Origin of the sequence: Streptomyces sp. CB09001 (assembly GCF_003369795.1) — a bacterium.
Taxonomy (GTDB): domain Bacteria; phylum Actinomycetota; class Actinomycetes; order Streptomycetales; family Streptomycetaceae; genus Streptomyces.
This window is the reverse complement of sequence record NZ_CP026730.1, coordinates 6,047,622-6,067,246: the sequence shown is the minus strand read 5'-3', so window position 1 is coordinate 6,067,246 and position 19,625 is coordinate 6,047,622. Positions and strand designations below refer to the sequence as shown.

Below are 19,625 nucleotides of genomic sequence, written 5' to 3'. Positions count from 1 at the left end.
CCACGATCGCCCCGTGGCCGTCTTCTCTCTCGAACGCACCGTTCCGCTCGTCCCGGACGAGGCCTGGCGCCGCCTCACCCGGTGGGAGCGGCACGGCGACACCGTGCTGCTGACCCGGGTCACCGCCGGCCCGCCCGGCCCCACCCGCCGGGGCACGCTGGTCGTGGCCCGCACGGGGGCCGGGCCGCTCGCCTTCGACGACACCATGGAGGTGACGGTCTGGCGGCCGCCGCGGGAGGACTCCCCCGGCCGGTGCCGGCTGGAGAAGCGCGGCCGGGTGGTCAGGGGCTGGGCGGAGATCGAGGTCGGGGCGGGGCCCGGCGGCCGGGCGCGCGTCGTGTGGCGCGAGGAACTGGACGTCCGGCTCCTCCCGCCCTTCCTCGACGGCCTCCTCGCCGGCTCGGGGCGCCACGTCTTCGGCCGCACGGTCGACCACCTGCTGCGACACCCGTGAACCGGAGGTTGCGGGCCGGAGTCGGGTCGCGGACGGGACCGCGCCGCACGCCTCGCGGACGCCGTTTCCCGCGTACCGTGCCGGCATGTCTCTCAGAGCGCGTACTCTCACCCAACTGTCCGTCGCGGGTGCTTTGTTGACCCTGGCCGTGGCGGCACCGTCCGCCTCGGCCGCCGACCGGGGTCACTCGGTCCCGCTGCGCATCGCCACCTACAACATCCACGCCGGGGCGGGCTCGGACGGCGTCTTCGACCTCGACCGGCAGGCTGCCGCGCTGCGCGCCCTCGACGCGGACGTGATCGGCCTCCAGGAGGTCGACGTGCACTGGGGAGCCCGCAGTCAGGGGCTCGACGTGGCCGGGGAGCTGGCCCGGCGGCTCGGCATGCGGGTGTCCTTCGCGCCGATCTACAGCCTCGACCCCGTGACGGCGGGGGATCCCCGGCGCGAGTACGGCGTGGCGGTGCTGTCCCGCTTCCCGGTCCGTTCCGCGACGAACCACGAGATCACGCGCCTGTCCACGCAGGACGAGAACCCGGTGCCGGCCCCCGCGCCCGGCTTCGGCGAGGTGACGCTGAAGGTGCGCGGGGTTCCGGTGCAGGTCTTCGTGACCCACCTCGACTACCGCGCGGACCCGGCGGTGCGCCGGGCCCAGGTCGCCGACACCCGGCGGATCATGGCCCGGGAGCGGGCGGAGCTGCCGGGCGCGCACCAGTTCCTGCTGGGGGACTTCAACGCCGAGCCCTCGGCGCCCGAGCTGGCACCCCTGTGGAAGGAGCTGCGCGACACGGGAGCGGGGACCCCCGCCACGTATCCGGCCGAGGCCCCCGTCAAGCGCATCGACTACGTGACCGCGAGCAAGGGTGTACGGATCCGGAACACCGCGGTACCGGAGGAGCCCACGGCCTCGGACCACCGCCCGGTGGTCGCGGACGTGTCCCTGCCCAGGAGGACCCCCGGCCGGGACTGAGCCCGACGAGGGGGGAGCCCCCGACGCGACGGAGCCACCGGCCCGCACGGACGCCGCCGCACGGGTTTGGAGCGACGGGGCGAGGCTCTGCTTCTCGGCCTCACATTCTTCCGGCCTGCGTCGTCATGGTTCGAGGGCAGCGACCGGTGCCCCGGAACGGAGTGAGGAAATGAAGGTTCTCATCGCAGGTGGGCGTGGTCGTGTGGGCTCCCCCCTTGCCGACAGCCTGGAGGCCAAGGGCATCGAGGTGGTCTCGGGAGGGCTTGAGGACGGGGTCGACGTCATCTCGGGCAAGGGTCTCGCCGAGGCTCTCGTCGGGGTCGACACCATCGTGAACGTCCTCAACACCCCCCGCTTCGATGCGGAGGGGGCCATCTCGTTCTTCGAGGGAGCGATCGACAACCTGACCGCGGAGGGAAAGCGGGCAGGCGTGCGTCATCACATCGTGCTCTCCATCGTCGGCGTCGGGGAAGGGGACGCATCCGAGGTCGGCTACTACCTCGGCAAGGTAGCGCAGGAAAGGGCCGTGCGATCCGCTTCGATCCCCGCCACGATCATTCGGGCCACGCAGTTCCAGAGCTACATTCCTGCCCTCATCGACCAGCACACCGTGGACGGCAGAGTTCTCGCTCCGAGGTCGTTCATCCAGCCCGTCGCCTTGGACGAGGTCATCGAACTGCTCGCCGAGGCTGTCACGACGCCGGAGCCGGGAAGTGCGGTCGAGATCGCTGGACCCGACCGCTTCTACCACGACGACCTCTTCCGTGCCACTCTGGCCCATCGCGGAGACGGTCGTGAGGTGGTGACGGTGGACGGACAGGCGCCCCTCGATGCCATGGTTCCGCGCGGCTCCTACCGGGCAGGCACCGTGCGGTACCCGGTTTCAGGAATCCCCACCGCCTGAATGCGATAGTGACAGGCAACGGATTGGGCGTGCCGCGCCCAGGGGAAAGGGTGCCCCATGTCGGAAGATCTTCCTGCGGAATCCACGGAGCCCGGGGAATCCGAGGAATCCATGGAATTCACTGGAGCCGAACGGGCTGGATCAAGGGCTCTCGATTCGGTCATGTCGGAGCGGCATCGTCTGCTGTCGCTGGCCTTTCGCATGACGGGCACCCTGGCCGACGCCGAGGACGTCGTGCAGGAGACGTATGTCAGGTGGTACCGCCTCGCACCCGAGGAACGCGACGACATCGCCGTGCCCGCCGCATGGCTGGTTCGAGTTGCCGGCCGCATCTCCCTCGATTTGCTGGGTTCCGCGCGGGCACGACGGGAGACGTACGTCGGGCAATGGCTGCCGGAGCCCATTCCCGCCGACCTCTTCGCGGACACGGCGAAGGTGTCCCTGAACTCCGGTCAGCTCGCAGCCGATCCGCTCGAACGCGTCACCCTTGATGATGCCGTCAGCATGGCACTGCTGACGGTCCTCGAGGCCATGACGCCGGCGGAGCGAGTGACGTTCGTGCTGCATGACGTGTTCGGCGTCCCGTTCGACGAGATCGCCGGTGTCGTAGGCCGTTCGTCGGCGGCGACACGGCAGTTGGCGACGTCCGCACGCCGCCACGTTCGACGAGGAAGACGCGCACGGGTTTCTCCCCGCCAGCACGACGAGACGGTCCGGGCATTCCGTGACGCGACCGCCGGAGGGGGCATCGAGGACCTGCTCCGCGTGTTGGCTCCGGACGTCGAACTACGAGTGGACGGCGGCGGCTTCGTCAATGCCGCGCCTCAGGTCATCCGTGGGTCGGACCATGTGGCCCGGTGGTTCATGGGCGTGATGCGCAAGCAGCCCGCTCTCCGTCTCGAGCGACGCGACACGGCTGACGGCCTCGGATTCATTCTCCGAAACGAAGGACGTCGGTACGGAATGCTCACCTTTGAGGTCTGCAACGAAAACGTCACGAACGTGTGGCTGATGCTGAATCCGATGAAACTGACGAATTGGCCACTCGGCTAGGTCCTGTCCGACGGGCCGTGTGACGCGACAAGGGGTAGGTGACGGCGACGGGCGGCCTGCCGCGTCGGGGACGTGGCAGGCCGCCGTGGTGGGTCGCCGCCGGACGGCGACCGTCACGAGCGGTGGATCACCGGACGGTGGTGACCCTGTGCTCGGTGCGGGCGGCGCAGTTGGAGCCGGTGATCTGGACGCTGACGTTGCCGATGCTGCCGCCCCAGTCCACGCAGTGGGCCTTGCCGTAGACGTAGGTGGGGCCGGCGTACGAGGTGTACTTCCCGTAGTCCTCGTCGTACGCCTCGATGTCGGGCACGTAGATCCACGCGGACATGTCCGTCGCGGTGCCGGGGGTGCTGCGGATGGTCGCGACGCAGTTCTTGCCGTTGGCGGCGTTGTAGGTGAGGTAGACGGTGCCGCGCGAGCCGACGGCGGCCGAGTTGACGGTCTTGTAGCCGCTGCCGCAGACCTTCTCGGGTGTGGTGTTGGGAGCGGCGGACGCGGGTGCGGCGAGCGCCGTCGCGGTGCCGAGGACCAGGGTCGCCACGGCGGTGGCGGACAGAACGGAGCGCGTGATGCGCATATTTCCCCCTTGCGGTCGTTGGAGTTATTTACTCCTGTCTGGTCTGACTACGGGCAGGGGGGATTGGTTGTCCTCCGAATGGGTCTCTTCCTTCAGTTCCTCAGCGGACGGGGCCGGAGTCACCAGGGCACGCCGCCGTACCGGTCCTGGACACTCCTTGATCCCCCGGGCAGGGCATAGGGTGCTCCTTCATGGGCTACCTCACCGATGGCCTGCCGTTGCTGGAGTTGCTGTGCGCCGCCGACGACGTGCGGGTCCCCGGCGAACTCGAGTCGTCGGGCCCCCGGTCGGCTGCATGAGGTGATCTACCAGACCGCGGCGGAGTCCGAAGCAGAGGCGTCACGCCGCAACGAACGGCTGTTCGCCCACTACGGACGGGGCGAGGGCTGGACCGAGATTGTCGACAACGGTTTCGGCAAGACCTATCGCAGTGCCGACGAGCGGCAGTACGCACTGTGGAGCTACGCGACGTCACGACCTTCGGCACGATGGACTCCCACCAAGGTCAAGTGGTAGCTGATACCGGCTGAGCACGCCAGTGGCTGTCGGGTGGAGGGCATGGAGCCCCGGCTCGCTACGCCACCGACCCGATGCGCCCCGTCGGGGCCGCCGGGCCGTCGTGGTGGATGGGGGTGTGCGCGCCGGTCAGGGAGGTGCCCGTGCCGCCGTGGCGGGTCGCGACGATCTCGGCGGCGACGGACAGGGCCGTCTCCTCGGGGGTGCGGGCGCCGAGATCGAGACCGATCGGCGACCTGAGGCGGGCCAGCTCCAGCTCGCTCACCCCAACCTCGCGCAGGCGGGCCTCGCGGTCGAGGTGGGTGCGGCGGGAGCCCATCGCGCCGACGTACGCCACCGGGAGGCGCAGCGCCAGCCGGAGCAGCGGGATGTCGAACTTGGCGTCGTGGGTCAGGACGCACAGCACCGTGCGCGCGTCCACGGCGGTGCGCGCCAGAAACTCGTGCGGCCACTCGGCGACGATGTCGTCCGCGTCCGGGAAGCGGGCCGGGGTGGCGAAGACGGGGCGGGCGTCGCACACCGTCACCCGGTAGCCAAGGAACTTGCCGATCCGGACCAGCGCGGACGCGAAGTCGATCGCGCCGAAGACGATCATGCGGGGGGCCGGGACCGAGGACTCGACCAGCAGGGTGAGCGGTGTTCCGCAGCGCGAGCCCTGCTCCCCGATCTCCAGCGTGCCGGTGCTCCCGGCGTCCAGGAAGGCGCCCGCCTCGGCGGCCGCCGTGCGGTCCAGCTCGGGGTGGCCACCGAATCCGCCGGTGCGGGAGCCGTCCGCGCGGACGACGAGCGCGCGGCCCAGCAGTGCCGCCGGGCCGCTCACGACGCGTGCCACGGCCGCCGTCTCCCCGCGTGCGGCGGCGGCGAGGGCCGCGGCCAGGGCCGGACGGACGGGGTCGCCCGTCCGTACGGGGGTGACGAGGACGTCGATGACTCCGCCGCAGGTCAGGCCCACGGCGAAGGCGTCCTCGTCGCTGTACCCGAAGCGCTCCAGGACGGTCTCGCCGTCCTGGAGGGCCTGTCGGCACAGCTCGTACACCGCTCCCTCCACGCACCCGCCGGAGACCGAGCCGACCACCGTGCCCTCGGCGTCCACGGCGAGGGCGGCGCCGGTCGGCCGGGGCGCGCTGCCGCCGACGGCCACCACGGTGGCCACGGCGAAGTCGCGCCCCTGCTCGACCCACCGGTGCAGCTCTTCGGCGATGTCCAGCATCTTCCGGTCCTCCTCGGCCGACGGGTTACGTGACGGGTTCCCGTCGTGGCGGTCAGTGCACGCCCAGCCAGCTCTCGATCGGGTTGAGGGCGAAGTAGACGACGAAGATCACCGTCAGGGCCCACATGAACGCGCCGATCTCCCGCGCCCTGCCCTGGGCGACCTTGATGGCGACGTAGGAGATGACTCCGGCGGCGACACCGGCCGTGATGGAGTACGTGAACGGCATCAGGACGACGGTCAGGAAGACCGGGATCGCGGTGGCCCGGTCGGCCCAGTCCACGTGCCGGGCGTTCATCATCATCATCGCGCCGATGACGACCAGGGCCGCCGAGGCGACCTCCTGCGGCACGATCGCGGTGATCGGGGTGAAGAAGAGGCAGGCGGCGAAGAACGCGCCGGTGACGACCGAGGCGAGCCCGGTGCGGGCGCCCTCGCCGACGCCGGTCGCGGACTCGACGAAGACGGTCTGGCCGGATCCGCCCGCCACGCCGCCGATGGCACCGCCGGCGCCGTCGATGAACAGTGCCTTCGACAGTCCCGGCATGCGGCCCTTGTCGTCGGCGAGCTTGGCCTCGGTGCCGACGCCGATGATGGTGGCCATCGCGTCGAAGAACCCGGCCAGCACCAGGGTGAAGACGATCATGCCGACGGTCATCGCGCCGACCTCGCCCCAGCCGCCGAACTCCAGGTCGCCGAAGAGCGAGAAGTCCGGCATGGAGACCGCGCTGCCGTGCAGTTCGGGGGCGCCGTTGGCCCACTGCTTGGGGTCGATGACCCCGGTGGCGTTGAGGACCGCCGCGACGATCGTGCCGGTGACGATGCCGATCAGGATGGCGCCGGGCATGTTGCGGGCCTGGAGCATGAAGATCAGCAGCAGCGTGCCCGCGAAGAGCAGGACGGGCCAGCCGGCGAGTTCCCCGGCCGGGCCGAGGGTGAGCGGGGTCGCCTCGCCCGCGTGGACGAAGCCGCCCTTGACCAGGCCGATGATGGCGATGAACAGGCCGATGCCCATGGTGATGCCGTGCTTGAGGGCGAGCGGGATCGCGTTCATGATCATCTCGCGGAGCCCGGTGACCACGAGCAGCATGATCACCACGCCGTACATCACACACATGCCCATGGCCTGCGGCCAGGTCATCTGGGGGACGACCTGTCCGGCGATCACGCCGGACACCGAGAGCCCGGCGGCCAGGGCGAGCGGCACCTTGCCGACGAAGCCCATCAGGAGCGTGGTGACCGCCGCGGCGAGCGCCGTCGCGGTGATCAGGGCCTTCTGCCCCAGGGTGTCCCCGGCGGCGTCCTTGCCGGAAAGGATCACGGGGTTGAGCAGGACGATGTACGCCATCGCCATGAAGGTGGTGATGCCGCCGCGCACCTCACGCGCGACCGTGGATCCTCGGTGGGATATGTGGAAGTACCGGTCGAGCCAGGACCGTCCACCGGGGACGCGGGAGCCCGCGCCCGCGTCTTCGGCGGTGATCTCGGGCTCCACTGACTGCTGGGTCATGGGGTCGTCTCCCAAGGTTCATAGGTGCACCCGGCCGGCCGCTGGGGCGGCCGCGGGATTTGGGATATGCACGACCCGGGGGACGGCCCGAGACGAACGCATGTGTGGTGGTACTGGTGGTACTGGTGGCAATCGTCTTGCTGGTGGTACTTCAAGTACCGTCGGCGCCCGCCGTGCCGGTGAGGTGTTCCGGGCGTACGGGCGTGCGGTCGAGCGCCAGCCCGGTCGCGTTCCTGATGGCCGCGAGGACCGCCGGGGTGGACGACAGGGTGGGTGCCTCGCCGACGCCGCGCAGCCCGTAGGGCGCGTGGTCGTCGGCGAGTTCGAGCACGTCGACCGGTAGGGCCGGCGTGTCGAGAATCGTGGGGAGGAGATAGTCCGTGAAGGACGGGTTCCGGACCTTCGCGGTCACGGGGTCGACGACGATCTCCTCCATCACCGCGATGCCCAGGCCCTGGACGGTGCCGCCCTGGATCTGGCCGATCACGGAGAGGGGGTTCAGCGCCTTGCCGACGTCCTGGGCGCAGGCCAGCTCGATCACCTTGACCAGACCCAGTTCGGTGTCGACCTCGACGACGGCGCGGTGCGCGGCGAAGGAGTACTGGACGTGTCCGTTGCCCTGTCCGGTGCGCCGGTCGAAGGGTTCGGTCGGCCGGTGCCGCCACTCCGCCTCGACCTCGACCGCCTCGTCCTCCAGGACGTCCACGAGGTCGGCGAGGACCTCGCCGCCGTCGGTGACGACCTTGCCGCCCTCCAGGAGGAGTTCGGCGGTGGCCCAGGCGGGGTGGTACGAGCCGAACCTGCGGCGCCCGAGCTCCAGGACCCGTTCCCGCACCAGCTCGCAGGCGTGCTTCACGGCGCCGCCGGTGACGTAGGTCTGCCGGGAGGCCGACGTCGAACCGGCCGAACCCACCTGAGTGTCGGCGGGCCGGATGGTGACCTGGCTGACGCCCAGCTCGGTGCGGGCGATCTGCGCGTGGACGGTGACGCCGCCCTGGCCGACCTCGGCCATCGCCGTGTGCACGGTGACGACGGGGCGGCCGCCCGCGGCCTCCAGGCGGACCCGGGCCGTGGAGTAGTCGTCGAAGCCCTCGGAGAAGCCGACGTTCTTGATGCCGACCGCGTAGCCGACGCCCCGTACGACGCCCTCGCCGTGCGTGGTGTTGGACAGGCCTCCGGGCAGCTGCCGTACGTCGGCGCCCTCGCTGGACTCCCACTGGCGCTCCGGCGGCATCGGCATCGCCTTGACGCGGCGCAGGAGTTCGGCGACCGGCGCCGGGGAGTCGACCGGCTGTCCGGTGGGCATGAGCGTGCCCTGCTCCATGGCGTTGATCCGGCGGAACTCCACCGGGTCCAGGCCGAGTTCGGCCGCCACCTTGTCCATCTGCGCCTCGTAGGCGAAGCACGCCTGGACCGCGCCGAAGCCGCGCATCGCGCCGCAGGGCGGGTTGTTGGAGTAGAGGGCGAGGGCCTCGATGTCCACGTCGTCGACGACGTACGGTCCGACCGAGAGCGAGGCGGCGTTGCCGACGACCGCCGGGGAGGCGGAGGCGTAGGCGCCGCCGTCCAGGACGATGCGGCACTTCACGTGGGTGAGCCGGCCGTCGCGGGTGGCGCCGTGCTCGTAGTGGAGCCGGGCCGGGTGGCGGTGGACATGGCCGAAGAAGGACTCGAAGCGGTTGTAGACGATCTTGACGGGTCTGCCGGTGCGCAGCGCGAGCAGGCAGGCGTGGATCTGCATCGACAGGTCCTCGCGTCCGCCGAACGCGCCGCCCACGCCGGACAGCGTCATCCGCACCTTGTCCTCGGGCAGGCCGAGCACGGGGGCGATCTGGCGCAGGTCGGAGTGGAGCCACTGGGTGGCGATGTAGAGGTCGACGCCGCCGTCCTCGCCGGGCACGGCGAGACCCGACTCGGGGCCGAGGAAGGCCTGGTCCTGCATGCCGAAGTAGTAGTCGCCCTCGACGATCACGTCGGCGCGCCCGGCGGCCGCGGTGGCGTCGCCGCGCACGATCGGCTGGCGGTGCACGATGTTGGGGTGCGGGACGTGGGGGATGACGGGGGTCCCCCCGGCGCCGGAGCTTGTCGGAGGTGAGAGGGGGAGGTCGGTGCGGTTCTCGTGGACGAGGACCGCGTCCGGGGCGGTCGCGGAGGCCTCGTCGGTGACGACGGGCAGCTCCCGGTACTCCACCTTGATCTTCGCGGCGGCGCGGCGCGCGGTCTCCGGGTGGTCGGCGGCGACGATCGCGACCGGCTCGCCGTGGTGACGGACCTTGCCGTGGGCGAGGACCGGGGTGTCCCGGATCTCCAGCCCGTAGTGGCGCACGTCGGTCGGCAGGTCGTCGTACGTCAGGACGGCGTGGACGCCCGGCGTGGCCAGCGCCTCGCTCGTGTCGACGGAGACGATCTCGGCGTGTGCGACGGTGGAGCGCAGGATCTGGCCCCAGAGCATGTCCTCGTGCCACATGTCGGACGCGTACGCGAACTCGCCGGTGACCTTGAGGACCCCGTCCGGGCGGAGCGTGGACTCGCCGATGCCGCCCTTGGTCCTGGCGCCCTGGGTGAGGCCGGTGGGTGCGCCGTTGGCAGCCATGCTCAGGCCTCCTCGGACCGGCGGGCCGCGGCCAGGCGGACCGCGTCCATGATCTTCTCGTAGCCGGTGCAGCGGCACAGGTTGCCCGACAGCGCCTCGCGGATGTCCTCGTCGCTCGGGTTCGGATGGCGCTCCAGCAATTCGTCGGCGGCGACCAGCAGTCCAGGGGTGCAGAAGCCGCACTGGACGGCCCCGGCGTCGATGAACGCCTGTTGGACGGGGGCCAGTTCGATGTTCTCGCCGGTCTGCGAGTCGGTCCCGCCGGCCTGCCACCGCCGTGCCGCGTCCAGCGAGGCGCTCTCTGCGCCGCGGGCACCGGTGGCGGCGCCGCCCCCGGCGCGTTGCCGGGCGGACTCCGCCAGGCCCTCGACCGTGACGACCTCGCGGCCCTCGGCCTGGCCGGCCGCGACCAGGCAGGAGCACACCGGCACGCCGTCCAGGCGGACCGTGCAGGAGCCGCACTCGCCCTGCTCGCAGGCGTTCTTGGAACCGGGCAGCCCCATCCGCTCGCGCAGCACGTACAGCAGGGACTCGCCCTCCCAGACGTCGTCGGCCTCCTGCGGACGTCCGTTGACGGTGAGGTTGACGCGCATCACGCGGCTCCTTCCGTGGTGCGGCGGGCGCCGCGGTACGACTCCCAGGTCCAGGTGAGCGTCCGGCGGGCCATGACGCCGACCGCGTGGCGGCGGTAGTCCGCGGTGCCCCGGACGTCGTCGACGGGGTTGCAGGCGGCGGCGCACAGGTCCGCGAACCGTTGGACGGCCGACGGGGTGATGGTCTTCCCGTTCTCCCAGCAGCCGCCCTCCTCGAGCGCCGCGTTCAGGAACTCCTCGGCGACCGTGGCCCGGACCGGGGTGGGCGCGGCCGAGCCGATGCCGGTGCGGACGGTACGGGTGGCGGGGTGCAGGGCGAGGCCGAAGGCGCACACGGCGATGACCATGGCGTTGCGGGTGCCGACCTTGGAGAACTGTTGCGGTCCGTCGGCCTTCTGGACGTGCACGGCGCGGATCAGTTCGTCGGGCTCCAGCGCGTTGCGCTTCACACCGGTGTAGAACGCGTCGATCGGGATGCGCCGCACGCCGCGCACCGACGCGGCCTCGACCTCGGCGCCCGCGGCGAGCAGCGCCGGGTGGGCGTCGCCGGCCGGGGACGCGGTGCCGAGGTTCCCGCCGACGCCGCCGCGGTTGCGGATCTGCGGGGAGGCGACCGTGTGCGAGGCGAGGGCGAGACCCGGCAGCTCGGTGCTCAGGTTCTCCATGATCCGTGTATAGGGCACGGAGGCACCGAGCCGTACGGAGGTCTCGCCGACCTCCCACTCGGCCAGGTCGCCGATGCGGCCCAGGTCCATGAGGTACTCGGGCCTGCGGTGATCGAAGTTGATCTCGACCATCACATCGGTACCGCCCGCGATCGGCACAGCGCTGGGGTGCTCGGCCTTCACGGCGAGCGCCTCCTCCCAGCCGGCGGGGCGAAGGAAGTCCATGACCGGCTCTCTTCCTCGTCTGATCGGTGCGCATTGCTCGGGCGGGTCTGATCGGGCGTACGGATTGAGCCACCTGCGGGTACCGGGGGCCCGGCTCGTTCATGTGCTGTTCACGTGGAATGGCCTCAGTACACCGTCGGGTACTCCACCAGGGTCAGTCGCAGAAACCATGAAGGAGTTGGCTGGCCAGGGCGGGCATCTTGTAGATTCGTATGAACGGAGGTGCTCCATTGCCTCCCTGCTCTCCTCTGGAATCGGGCGACACAGCCGCGTGACCTGGAACACTTCGAGACAAAGAACGGCGGCGACGAGAATGCGGCTGCGCGCACTGCTGGAGACCGACGCGCTGGGCCTCAAGCTGCTCGGCGGCGAGGACGAGCTGGACCGCACGGTCCGGGGTGTGATGACCACCGACCTGCGGGACCCCAGCCGCTACCTCTCGGGCGGCGAGCTGGTGCTCACCGGCCTGGCCTGGCGTCGTGGCGCCGCGGACTCCGAGCCGTTCGTCCGTCTCCTGGTGCAGGCCCAGGTGGCCGCGCTGGCCGCCGGTGAGGCGGAGCTGGGGGACGTGCCGGAGGACCTGGTGGTGGCGTGCGCGCGGCACCGGCTGCCGCTGTTCGCGGTGCACGAGTCGGTGGCCTTCGCGACGATCACCGAGCACGTCGTGCGGCAGGTGTCCGGCGAGCGGGCCGGGGACCTCGCGGCGGTGGTGGACCGGCACCGCCGGATGATGACCTCGGGACCGGCGGGCGGCGGCCCCGACGTGGTCCTGGACCTGCTCGGCTCCGACCTCGACCTGCGGGCGTGGGTGCTCTCCCCCACCGGGCGGCAGGTCGCCGGGCCGAAGGACGCGGAGCCCGCGCTCTCCGCTGAGGTGTGCGCCGAGCTGGCGGCCGAGCACCTCGCGGCCACCCGTACGGGCCGGCGCGCGCCGCACCGGGTGACCGTGGGCTCCACGACGTACAGCCTCTTCCCGGTGCGCGGCCGGGGACAGCCCCCGGTCACGCCCCCGGGTGCGCGTTCGCCGCAGGGCGCCGGTGCGGGGCGTGACGTGCGCGAGACGGTGCTGTCCGACTGGCTGCTGGTGGTGGAGGCGGACGCCGGGGACTGGGCCGAGGAGCGCCTCGACCTGCTGTACGGCGTCACCCAGCTGATCGCGGTCGAGCGGGACCGGCGGGACGCGGCGCGCACGGTGCGGCGGCGCCTCGCCCAGGAGGTCCTGGAGCTGGTGCAGACGGGCGCCGCGCCGGCCGAGATCGCGGCCCGGCTCCGGGTGGCGGCGCCGGTGCTGCTGCCGGGCCTCGGCGCCGCGCCGCACTGGCAGGTCGTGGTGGCCCGGGTGGAGTGGGAGGACGGCGACGAGCAGACCGGCCGGGTCGCGCAGACCCTGCTGGAGGAGATCCTCGTCGACCCGCACGCCGCCGGCCCCGAGCAGTCGGACCGTATCGCCGTGGCGCACACCGGTGAGGAGGCGGTCGCCCTGGTCCCGCTGCCGGCGGTCTCCAGCGAGCACGACGGCTCCGAGACCGGGGTCCTCGCGGAGGCGCTGCTCGCATCCGTGCGGGAGCCGCTGGCGGCGGGGCTGGACGGCGACGGGCGGGTCACGCTCGGCGTCAGCGCGGCCGTGCACTCGGCGGAGGGGCTGCGCGGGGCACTGGAGGAGGCCCGGCACGCGCGCCGGGTCGCCGCGGCCCGCCCCGGCCGGGTCTGCGCGGCCGGCCACCAGGAGCTGGCCTCGCACGTGCTGCTGCTCCCCTTCGTCCCCGACGACGTGCGGCGGGCCTTCACCGCCCGGCTGCTGGACCCGCTGCGGGACTACGACCGGCGCCACCGCGCCGAGCTGATTCCGACACTGGAGGCGTTCCTCGACAGCGACGGATCCTGGACGCGCTGCGCGAACCGGCTGCACCTGCACGTCAACACGCTGCGCTACCGCGTCGGACGCATCGAGCAGTTGACGGGGCGTGATCTGTCGCGCCTGGAGGACAAGCTGGACTTCTTCCTGGCCCTGCGGATGAGCTAGGGGGCGTCGTCTGGATCAGGCCGGCTCCGGGAGACGGTGCCGTGTGGCCGATCCGGGCGGGGTCCGGCGCGTGCAGCTGCAAGACGGAGGAGGGCGGCAACGCGACGGGGTCCCCGCGTGGGGGAGCCGAGTGTGGGGGAAGCCGAGGGTGGGGGAAGTTTCGAGGGTGGGGGGGGTTGGCAACCGGCGACAACGCCGCAGACGGGCGTGCCAGACCCCGCGACCCCGCCAAGATCCCGCGGGGCGCGGCGGTTCCGGCCGCGGCGTCGGCGCGGCCTTCGCCTCCGACACCTCCGGGGCCGCGGGGCGCGCGGAAGGCGCCGAAGAGCCCCGCGCCTTCCCAAACCTCGACGGCCCGAAGTCCACGACTTTGTGAAATCTTTCACCCATCCCCTTGGCCGGGCCGCCGGATCCGTGCTGAGATGCGGCCACCACTCGAGAGCTCGATGGCGTGCTAAGGGGAGGGCGACGTGGCGCATTCCGCCATGGCTGGTTCTGGCTCGGGAACGACCGAAGGTGACGATCCGCTCCAGACCGCGGTATGGCGGTTGCGCTCGCGCGCCTGCTGGGCCGACGCGGCCGCCCTGCTGGAGCCGGTCACCGCGGACACCGCCTTGCAGCGGACCGCGCTGCTGGTGGAGCGGTGCCTGTACACCGAGCAGGGCTGGGCCGAGGCCGAGGACGCGCTGCGCACCGCCGAGGCCCTGGCGCACACCGACGACGAGCGCGGGGCAGCCGCGTGCGAACGGGGGCAGCTCGCCTACGCCGCCACGGTGCACGGGGTGCGCGACCGGGCCGACGAGGCGCGGGCCGCGCTGGGCCGGGCGGCGGCGCTGATCGCGCCGGGGGCCGGGGGGCGGGCGCTGCTGGATTTCCGGCGGGGGCTGCTCGCGGAGAACCTGACCCGCTCGCCGCAGGCCGCCCGCGCGGCGTACCGGCGGGCCCATGCCGGTGCCACCGCGCACGCCGACCCGCTGCTCCAGTCCTTCACCTGGCGGCATCTGGCCGGACTCGCCCTGCGGGAGGGGGAGCTGGCCGAGGCGCGGCACGGTTTCGCGGAGTCGCTGCGGATCCGCGAGGAGCTGGGGTACCTCGTCGGTACGGCCCCGGCGCTGGCCTCGCTCGCGGACGCCGAGTCGGAGCCGGAGGCGTCCCGGCTGCGGGAGGAGGCGCGGCGGCTGTTCCGGCTGCTGGGCGGCGTGCCGACGTGGCTGGCGCGGCAGTTGACGCCGCCGGCGGCGGGCGCGGCGACGGCGTGAGGGACCCGCGCCCGGACGGGCGTCACGGGAACCGGCTCCAGCGCGGGGCCGTGTTGGCCCAGGCCGCGTCCCACTGGGCGAGGTTGCGCCGGTGCAGTACGAGGCCGGTGGCGGCGTGGGCGGCGAGGCCGGTGATGACGACGCCCAGGAACGCGAGGATCGCCCAGCCCATGGTGCGGCTGCGGATCTGCTCCGCGGTCAGCGGCGGCTCGGTGATCCGGCCCTCGTCGTCGACCCAGACCAGGACGGTGCTGTCGGCCGGCAGGCCCGGTTCGACCTCGGTCTTCCCGGTCCTGCTCGCCCCGTCGGGGCCGGTGAAGCGGACCGGGACCGGGTAGCGGGTCTTCTTCGCCTCGTCCGAACCCGGCTCGGGATGGCGTGGGGCGTCGTGGGTCAGGACCGCGGGGCGGTGGTCCCGGGTCCGCTGCTCGTGCTCGGCGGTGCTCCGGTAGTGCCGGTACGCGCTGTCGCCGACCCCGAACATCGCGGCCGGGGCCGCCACCAGCACGGCGAGCACGAGCCCGAGCGAGACCCACGCCCGCAGCCGGTCGCTCGGCCGCCGCAGCGGGTTGCGCCGCCACCGCCACAGCAGGAGGTACGGGTACCTTCCGCGGTCGGGATCGGGATCCGGATCGGCGGGTGGTGGCTGGGCCTGAGGAATCTCTCCGGCCACGGGGTGCCTCCTTCCTGGACGGGACGATCGTCGGGGTCGCGCGGTCGCCCGCGCGAGACGCGGGGTACGGCCGACGCCGGGGCGGGCGCCGGCCGTACGAACGGGGACGGGGACGGGGACGGGACGGGGACGAGGACGAGGACGGGGACGGGGACGAGGACGGGGACGAGGACGGGGACGGGGACGGGGCGATGATCGGGGGGTGGGGTCGGCTTGCGGGAGGTCTGGGGGCGGTGCTTCCGGTCCGGCGGGCCGAGGGCGAGCGGTGCCCCGGCCCGCCGGACGAGTGGTGGACACCGGAGCCTCCGGGCCGCGCCCGACGGCCGGCGTCCCGCGCCGGTGCCGTGGCCCGGAACCGGTTCCGGCAACCGGTTCCCGTGCGGCGGCCGGGAGGGCGGGGCCCGTCTTCCGGGGTGGGTGACCGGGCGCCGAAGTGCGGGTCCCGGGCTCCGGCGTACCTGCGACCGAGACCGGCCCGGCACCCCAGCGGTGCACGTGACCCCACCGGGGAACCGCGCCCGTGCCACGGACGAACGACCGACACCTCGACGCCCGGCCCGCACCTCGACGCCCGGCCCGCACCCCGCCCTACCGGGAACGGACCGACGACCGAGACCGGCCCGGCACCCCAGCGGTGCACGCGACCCCACCGGCGGAACGACGCCCGTGCCACGGACGAACGGCCGACACCTCGGCCCCCGGTCCGCACCCCGCCGTATCGGGAGACGGACCGGCGACGGGGACCGGCCCGGCGCCGGGTCAGTGCGGGTGGCCGTCCGGTGGGTCCGTGCCCGTGGTCGACGGGTGGGTGTGCGCGGCCTCCAGGAGCTTGGCGGCGCCGCGTACGGCCGCCGTGTGCGGTGCCGGTACCGCGCGCAGCGGCACGTGCAGCCGGTCGGCGAGCCGGCAGGTGATCTCGGGGCGCAGTGCTCCCCCGCCCGCCAGCAGCGGTCCCCGGCCGAGCGCTTCGACCGTGAGGGACGTGCCGTCCTGGCGCAGCATCGAGGTCGTCATGTCGGCCAGCGCCTCGCCGATCCGCGCGGACGGGGTCGCGTCGTCGATGTCACCCGTGCCGAGCGCCGTGCGGCGGGCGTCGAAGACGGCGCCGTCCACCAGGAGCACCACCTCCGTGAGATGGGCACCGATGTCCATCACCAGCAGCGGCCGGGTCAGGTCGGCGCCCGCCGCGAGGGCCACGGCACGCGCGCTGGGAACGGTCAGCACACTGCGCGGGCGCAGCACCTCCACGGCTGTACGGGCCTCGGTCCGGTAGGCCAGCCCGTCCAGGACCGGCGCGGTCAGCACGACCACCGGACGGGCGAAGCGCGGCAGCCGGTGGCCCAGCAGCCGGTCGAGCATCCGGGCCGTGCCCTGGGTGTCGACGATGGAGCCGCGCTGGATGGGGTACACGGCGCCCGCGCCGGGGAAGGTCACCGTGGGTACGTCGAGGATCATCCCGCGCCCGGCGACCCAGGCGCGGGTACGGGCGCTGCCCATGTCGAGGGCGACGCCGCTGCACTGCCGGCACAGCGGCCAGGGCCGGTGCCGGGACAGGGCGGCGCGGGGCCGCCGGAGCACGGTCATCGTCCGGCCTCCCGCACCTGCTGGCAGCGGGCGCAGTAGCGGGCCTGCGGCACGATCACCAGGCGGTCGCGGTCGATGGCGCGCCGGCACAGATGACAACGGCCGTAACGGCCCTCGGCGATGCGGTCGAGCGCCGCTTCCACGTCGGCGAGGACCATGCGCGCGGAGGCCGCCAGCTTGACCCGGACCTCGGTCTGCGCGGCGGACCGCCGCTGGATCAGCTCGTCGGTGCGGGACGGGAACGCCGCGATCTGCCGCAACTGCTCCTCGCGGAACAGTCGTTGCTCCTGGAGGTTGTCCCGGAGCGCGGCGAGGTCCTCGGGCGACAGGGGCGACAGACGCGTGTCGCGGTCGCCGATGGTCTGGTTGTTCACCACTTCACCCCTTGGGCAGGGCGGGAGGGACGGTACTGGACGGGGGGGCGGGGGCGTCAGGAGGCGGCGCGGCGCTGGCAGGCGACGCAGTACCGCGTGTAGGGAAGGATTTCCAGGCGCTCCCCCGGTACGGGCTTGCCGCAGCCCAGGCAGGCGCCGTAGGTGCCGTCCTCGACCCGGGCGAAGGCCTCGTCGATCTCCTTGAGCACCCGCTCGATCGCGGCCTTCTGCGCGGACATCAGCTGGTCGTCCGCCTGGCCGCTCTCGGCGAGGGCCTGCAGCTGGGTGACGCGGGTGTTGCGGGCGTGTTCGAGGCGCTGGCGCGCCTCGTGAGCGGTCAGCCGCTCGGGGCGGGGTTCGATGCGGGAGGCGTCGAGCGACACGATGAGTGGTCCTTTTCTCGGAAGGTTCTGCGGGTATGCCGAGTGCCGGGCCGATCGGACCCGGTCATCCTCAACCTTGGCCGGGCGGTCCGGGGAAACCCATCGGGCGCGGGACCCATTTGCCCGGGGGTGCGGGATCCACTCCGCGGTGCGCCGGGGCGGCCATATGGGTATGCCGCGAGCCGGAAATGGGGGTCGGGCCCCATCGACCGGACGGGTCCGCGAGGAGCACGCTGGTCGCTTGCTCGGTCGCTACCTGGGCCGCAGCTCCCACCGAGGGTGCGCGATGACCGACAGTAGAGGCGTACCAAGTCGACACGTCGCCGAAGGAGGCGTACCCCCGGTGTCCCTGTTCTGGCGGATCTTCGGGCTCAACGCGGTGGTGCTGGGCTTCGCCACGGCGCTGCTGCTGTGGGCTCCGGTGACCGTCTCCGTGCCGATCCTGCTGACCGAGGCCGTCGTCCTCGTGCTCGGCATGGGCGTCATGCTGGTGGCCAACGGCGCCCTGCTGCGCTGGGGCCTGGCGCCGCTGGAGCGGCTCACCAAGCTGATGACCACCGTCGACCTGCTGCGCCCCGGCCAGCGGCTGCCGATCTCCGGCGGCGGTGAGGTCCCGGAGCTGATCCGCACTTTCAACGCCATGCTGGAGCGCCTGGAGAACGAGCGGGCCACCAGCAGTGCCCGCGTCCTGCTCGCCCAGGAGGCGGAGCGGCGCCGCATCGCCCAGGAGCTGCACGACGAGGTCGGGCAGAGCATGACCGCGATCCTGCTGGTCCTGGGGCGGGCCGCGGACGACGCCGAGGAGCCGCTGCGCGACGAGCTGCACCAGGCGCAGGAGATCACCCGGGAGAGCCTGGACGAGGTCCGCCGCCTGGTGCGCCGGCTGCGGCCGGGCGTCCTGGACGACCTCGGCCTGATCAGCGCGCTGTCCTCGCTCACGCACGACTTCGCCACCCACACCGGTCTGCGGGTGGTGCGCCGTTTCGACGCCGACCTGCCGGTCCTGGACCACGAGACCGAGCTGGTCCTCTACCGTGTGGCGCAGGAGAGCCTGACCAACGCCGCCCGCCACGCGGACGCCGAGCGCCTGGAGGTGGGCCTGGCCCGGGCCGACGGCGCGGTGACGCTCACCGTCGCCGACGACGGGCGCGGCATCGAGGCGGCGCACGAGGGCGCCGGCATTCGCGGCATGCGGGAACGGGCCCTGCTCATCGGGGCCGCCCTCGACATCACCTCGGCACCCGGCGCCGGCACCCGCATCCGGCTCACCGCACCCCTTCCCAGGAAGTAGCCCCGACCATGTCCGACCCGTCCCTGCCCGAGCCGTCCGCGCACGGCCGCCCCGCCGGCGCCTCCGCGACGCCGGCGTCCACGACGTCCGCGTACGGCACACCCCCCGCGTCCGCCCCGTCGAAGATCCGCATCCTGCTCGCCGACGACCACGCGCTGGTGCGCCGCGGTGTGCGTCTCATCCTCGACCGGGAGCCGGACCTGGAGGTGGTCGCCGAGGCCGGAGACGGCGCCGAGGCCATCGACATGGCGCGGACGCACGAGGCCGACCTCGCGGTCCTGGACATCGCGATGCCGCGCCTCACCGGTCTCCAGGCGGCCCGCGAACTGGCCGCGCTGAAGCCGGGGCTGCGCATCCTGATGCTGACGATGCACGACAACGAGCAGTACCTGTTCCAGGCCCTGAAGTCGGGCGCCTGCGGATACGTGCTCAAGTCGGTCGCCGACCGGGACCTGGTCGCCGCCTGCCGCGCCGCGATGCGCGACGAGCCCTTCCTGTATCCGGGCGCGGTGACCGCGCTCATCCGCAACTACCTCGACCGGGTACGGCACGGCGAGGAGACCTCCGACCACATCCTCACCCCGCGCGAGGAGGAGGTCCTCAAGCTCGTCGCCGAGGGCCACTCCTCGAAGGAGATCGCCGAGATCCTCTTCATCAGCATCAAGACCGTCCAGCGGCACCGGGCGAACCTGCTGCAGAAGCTCGGCCTGCGCGACCGCCTGGAACTGACCCGGTACGCCATCCGCGCCGGGCTCATCGAGCCCTGACGGT

General features: G+C 72.7%; 19 protein-coding genes. 9 read left to right on the top strand and 10 right to left on the bottom strand.

Annotated elements, in window-relative coordinates:
* Positions 1 to 13 precede the first annotated feature (13 nt).
* From C4J65_RS28170 to sigJ, 4 genes are all read left to right on the top strand, one after another.
* The gene (locus C4J65_RS28170) at positions 14 to 454 is read left to right on the top strand and encodes an SRPBCC family protein (RefSeq protein WP_115744917.1); all 441 of its coding nucleotides are present in this window, start codon (positions 14 to 16) and stop codon (positions 452 to 454) included.
* 85 nt (positions 455 to 539) lie between these two features.
* On the top strand, positions 540 to 1,421 hold the full coding sequence (locus C4J65_RS28165) for an endonuclease/exonuclease/phosphatase family protein (protein WP_205351081.1): 882 nt from the start codon (positions 540 to 542) through the stop codon (positions 1,419 to 1,421).
* 169 nt (positions 1,422 to 1,590) lie between these two features.
* Positions 1,591 to 2,325, top strand: coding sequence for an NAD(P)H-binding protein (locus C4J65_RS28160; protein ID WP_115744915.1), 735 nt, complete (start codon positions 1,591 to 1,593; stop codon positions 2,323 to 2,325).
* Positions 2,326 to 2,382: 57 nt separating this feature from the next.
* On the top strand, positions 2,383 to 3,378 hold the full coding sequence (gene sigJ / locus C4J65_RS28155; protein ID WP_162833392.1) for an RNA polymerase sigma factor SigJ: 996 nt from the start codon (positions 2,383 to 2,385) through the stop codon (positions 3,376 to 3,378).
* 127 nt (positions 3,379 to 3,505) lie between these two features.
* On the opposite strand, the gene C4J65_RS28150 is transcribed toward sigJ, so the two are convergent.
* Positions 3,506 to 3,955: a spore-associated protein gene (locus C4J65_RS28150; RefSeq protein WP_115744913.1), complete on the bottom strand. Its 450-nt coding sequence runs from the start codon at positions 3,953 to 3,955 to the stop codon at positions 3,506 to 3,508.
* A 300-nt stretch (positions 3,956 to 4,255) separates the two neighbouring features.
* Between C4J65_RS28150 and C4J65_RS36865 the strand changes: the two genes are divergently transcribed.
* Positions 4,256 to 4,471: a hypothetical protein gene (locus tag C4J65_RS36865; RefSeq protein ID WP_240330540.1), complete on the top strand. Its 216-nt coding sequence runs from the start codon at positions 4,256 to 4,258 to the stop codon at positions 4,469 to 4,471.
* Between the two features lie 58 nt (positions 4,472 to 4,529).
* Here the strand turns inward: C4J65_RS36865 and C4J65_RS28140 are convergent, their stop codons facing one another.
* From C4J65_RS28140 to C4J65_RS28120, 5 genes are all read right to left on the bottom strand, one after another.
* The gene (locus C4J65_RS28140; RefSeq protein ID WP_115744912.1) at positions 4,530 to 5,681 is read right to left on the bottom strand and encodes an XdhC/CoxI family protein; all 1,152 of its coding nucleotides are present in this window, start codon (positions 5,679 to 5,681) and stop codon (positions 4,530 to 4,532) included.
* 52 nt (positions 5,682 to 5,733) lie between these two features.
* Positions 5,734 to 7,191, bottom strand: coding sequence for an NCS2 family permease (locus tag C4J65_RS28135; RefSeq protein WP_115744911.1), 1,458 nt, complete (start codon positions 7,189 to 7,191; stop codon positions 5,734 to 5,736).
* A 151-nt stretch (positions 7,192 to 7,342) separates the two neighbouring features.
* On the bottom strand, positions 7,343 to 9,784 hold the full coding sequence (locus tag C4J65_RS28130; RefSeq protein WP_115744910.1) for a molybdopterin cofactor-binding domain-containing protein: 2,442 nt from the start codon (positions 9,782 to 9,784) through the stop codon (positions 7,343 to 7,345).
* Positions 9,785 to 9,786: 2 nt separating this feature from the next.
* Positions 9,787 to 10,377 carry a (2Fe-2S)-binding protein gene (locus C4J65_RS28125; RefSeq protein ID WP_115744909.1) on the bottom strand — a complete coding sequence of 197 codons (591 nt, stop codon included), beginning with the start codon at positions 10,375 to 10,377 and terminating at the stop codon, positions 9,787 to 9,789.
* Positions 10,377 to 11,267 (bottom strand): FAD binding domain-containing protein, encoded by an 891-nt coding sequence (locus C4J65_RS28120; protein WP_115744908.1) that lies wholly within the window; start codon positions 11,265 to 11,267, stop codon positions 10,377 to 10,379. Before C4J65_RS28120 ends, C4J65_RS28125 begins: the two co-directional genes overlap by 1 nt.
* A 313-nt stretch (positions 11,268 to 11,580) precedes the next feature.
* Between C4J65_RS28120 and C4J65_RS28110 the strand changes: the two genes are divergently transcribed.
* Together C4J65_RS28110 and C4J65_RS28105 are read left to right on the top strand one after the other, a co-directional pair.
* On the top strand, positions 11,581 to 13,290 hold the full coding sequence (locus tag C4J65_RS28110) for a PucR family transcriptional regulator (protein ID WP_115744906.1): 1,710 nt from the start codon (positions 11,581 to 11,583) through the stop codon (positions 13,288 to 13,290).
* Positions 13,291 to 13,760: 470 nt separating this feature from the next.
* The gene (locus tag C4J65_RS28105) at positions 13,761 to 14,549 is read left to right on the top strand and encodes a hypothetical protein (RefSeq protein ID WP_115744905.1); all 789 of its coding nucleotides are present in this window, start codon (positions 13,761 to 13,763) and stop codon (positions 14,547 to 14,549) included.
* A gap of 22 nt (positions 14,550 to 14,571) precedes the next feature.
* Here C4J65_RS28105 and C4J65_RS28100 read toward each other — a convergent pair whose 3' ends face one another.
* The 4 genes from C4J65_RS28100 to C4J65_RS28080 form a co-directional block, all read right to left on the bottom strand.
* Positions 14,572 to 15,222, bottom strand: a complete 651-nt coding sequence (locus C4J65_RS28100; protein ID WP_115744904.1) for a hypothetical protein — start codon at positions 15,220 to 15,222, stop codon at positions 14,572 to 14,574.
* A gap of 759 nt (positions 15,223 to 15,981) precedes the next feature.
* Positions 15,982 to 16,806 (bottom strand): rod shape-determining protein, encoded by an 825-nt coding sequence (locus C4J65_RS28090; protein ID WP_162833391.1) that lies wholly within the window; start codon positions 16,804 to 16,806, stop codon positions 15,982 to 15,984.
* Positions 16,803 to 17,183, bottom strand: coding sequence for a TraR/DksA C4-type zinc finger protein (locus C4J65_RS28085; protein ID WP_115744902.1), 381 nt, complete (start codon positions 17,181 to 17,183; stop codon positions 16,803 to 16,805). Before C4J65_RS28085 ends, C4J65_RS28090 begins: the two co-directional genes overlap by 4 nt.
* Before the next feature lie 53 nt (positions 17,184 to 17,236).
* Positions 17,237 to 17,563: a TraR/DksA C4-type zinc finger protein gene (locus C4J65_RS28080; RefSeq protein ID WP_115744901.1), complete on the bottom strand. Its 327-nt coding sequence runs from the start codon at positions 17,561 to 17,563 to the stop codon at positions 17,237 to 17,239.
* A gap of 343 nt (positions 17,564 to 17,906) precedes the next feature.
* Between C4J65_RS28080 and C4J65_RS28075 the strand changes: the two genes are divergently transcribed.
* Together C4J65_RS28075 and C4J65_RS28070 are read left to right on the top strand one after the other, a co-directional pair.
* Positions 17,907 to 18,854, top strand: coding sequence for a HAMP domain-containing sensor histidine kinase (locus tag C4J65_RS28075; protein ID WP_162833390.1), 948 nt, complete (start codon positions 17,907 to 17,909; stop codon positions 18,852 to 18,854).
* A gap of 8 nt (positions 18,855 to 18,862) precedes the next feature.
* A complete protein-coding gene (locus tag C4J65_RS28070) occupies positions 18,863 to 19,621 on the top strand; it encodes a response regulator transcription factor (RefSeq protein WP_115744900.1) in 759 nt (252 codons plus the stop codon).
* Positions 19,622 to 19,625: the final 4 nt, after the last annotated feature.

What these genes read in the sequence shown, in the direction of transcription:
- C4J65_RS28165 (WP_205351081.1), top strand. Translation starts at nt 540, where the DNA reads ATGTCTCTCAGAGCGCGTACTCTCACCCAACTGTCCGTCGCGGGTGCT.
- C4J65_RS28160 (WP_115744915.1), top strand. Translation starts at nt 1,591, where the DNA reads ATGAAGGTTCTCATCGCAGGTGGGCGTGGTCGTGTGGGCTCCCCCCTT.
- sigJ (WP_162833392.1), top strand. Translation starts at nt 2,383, where the DNA reads ATGTCGGAAGATCTTCCTGCGGAATCCACGGAGCCCGGGGAATCCGAG.
- C4J65_RS28150 (WP_115744913.1), bottom strand. Translation starts at nt 3,955, where the DNA reads ATGCGCATCACGCGCTCCGTTCTGTCCGCCACCGCCGTGGCGACCCTG.
- C4J65_RS28140 (WP_115744912.1), bottom strand. Translation starts at nt 5,681, where the DNA reads ATGCTGGACATCGCCGAAGAGCTGCACCGGTGGGTCGAGCAGGGGCGC.
- C4J65_RS28135 (WP_115744911.1), bottom strand. Translation starts at nt 7,191, where the DNA reads ATGACCCAGCAGTCAGTGGAGCCCGAGATCACCGCCGAAGACGCGGGC.
- C4J65_RS28130 (WP_115744910.1), bottom strand. Translation starts at nt 9,784, where the DNA reads ATGGCTGCCAACGGCGCACCCACCGGCCTCACCCAGGGCGCCAGGACC.
- C4J65_RS28125 (WP_115744909.1), bottom strand. Translation starts at nt 10,377, where the DNA reads ATGCGCGTCAACCTCACCGTCAACGGACGTCCGCAGGAGGCCGACGAC.
- C4J65_RS28120 (WP_115744908.1), bottom strand. Translation starts at nt 11,267, where the DNA reads ATGGACTTCCTTCGCCCCGCCGGCTGGGAGGAGGCGCTCGCCGTGAAG.
- C4J65_RS28110 (WP_115744906.1), top strand. Translation starts at nt 11,581, where the DNA reads ATGCGGCTGCGCGCACTGCTGGAGACCGACGCGCTGGGCCTCAAGCTG.
- C4J65_RS28090 (WP_162833391.1), bottom strand. Translation starts at nt 16,806, where the DNA reads ATGACCGTGCTCCGGCGGCCCCGCGCCGCCCTGTCCCGGCACCGGCCC.
- C4J65_RS28070 (WP_115744900.1), top strand. Translation starts at nt 18,863, where the DNA reads ATGTCCGACCCGTCCCTGCCCGAGCCGTCCGCGCACGGCCGCCCCGCC.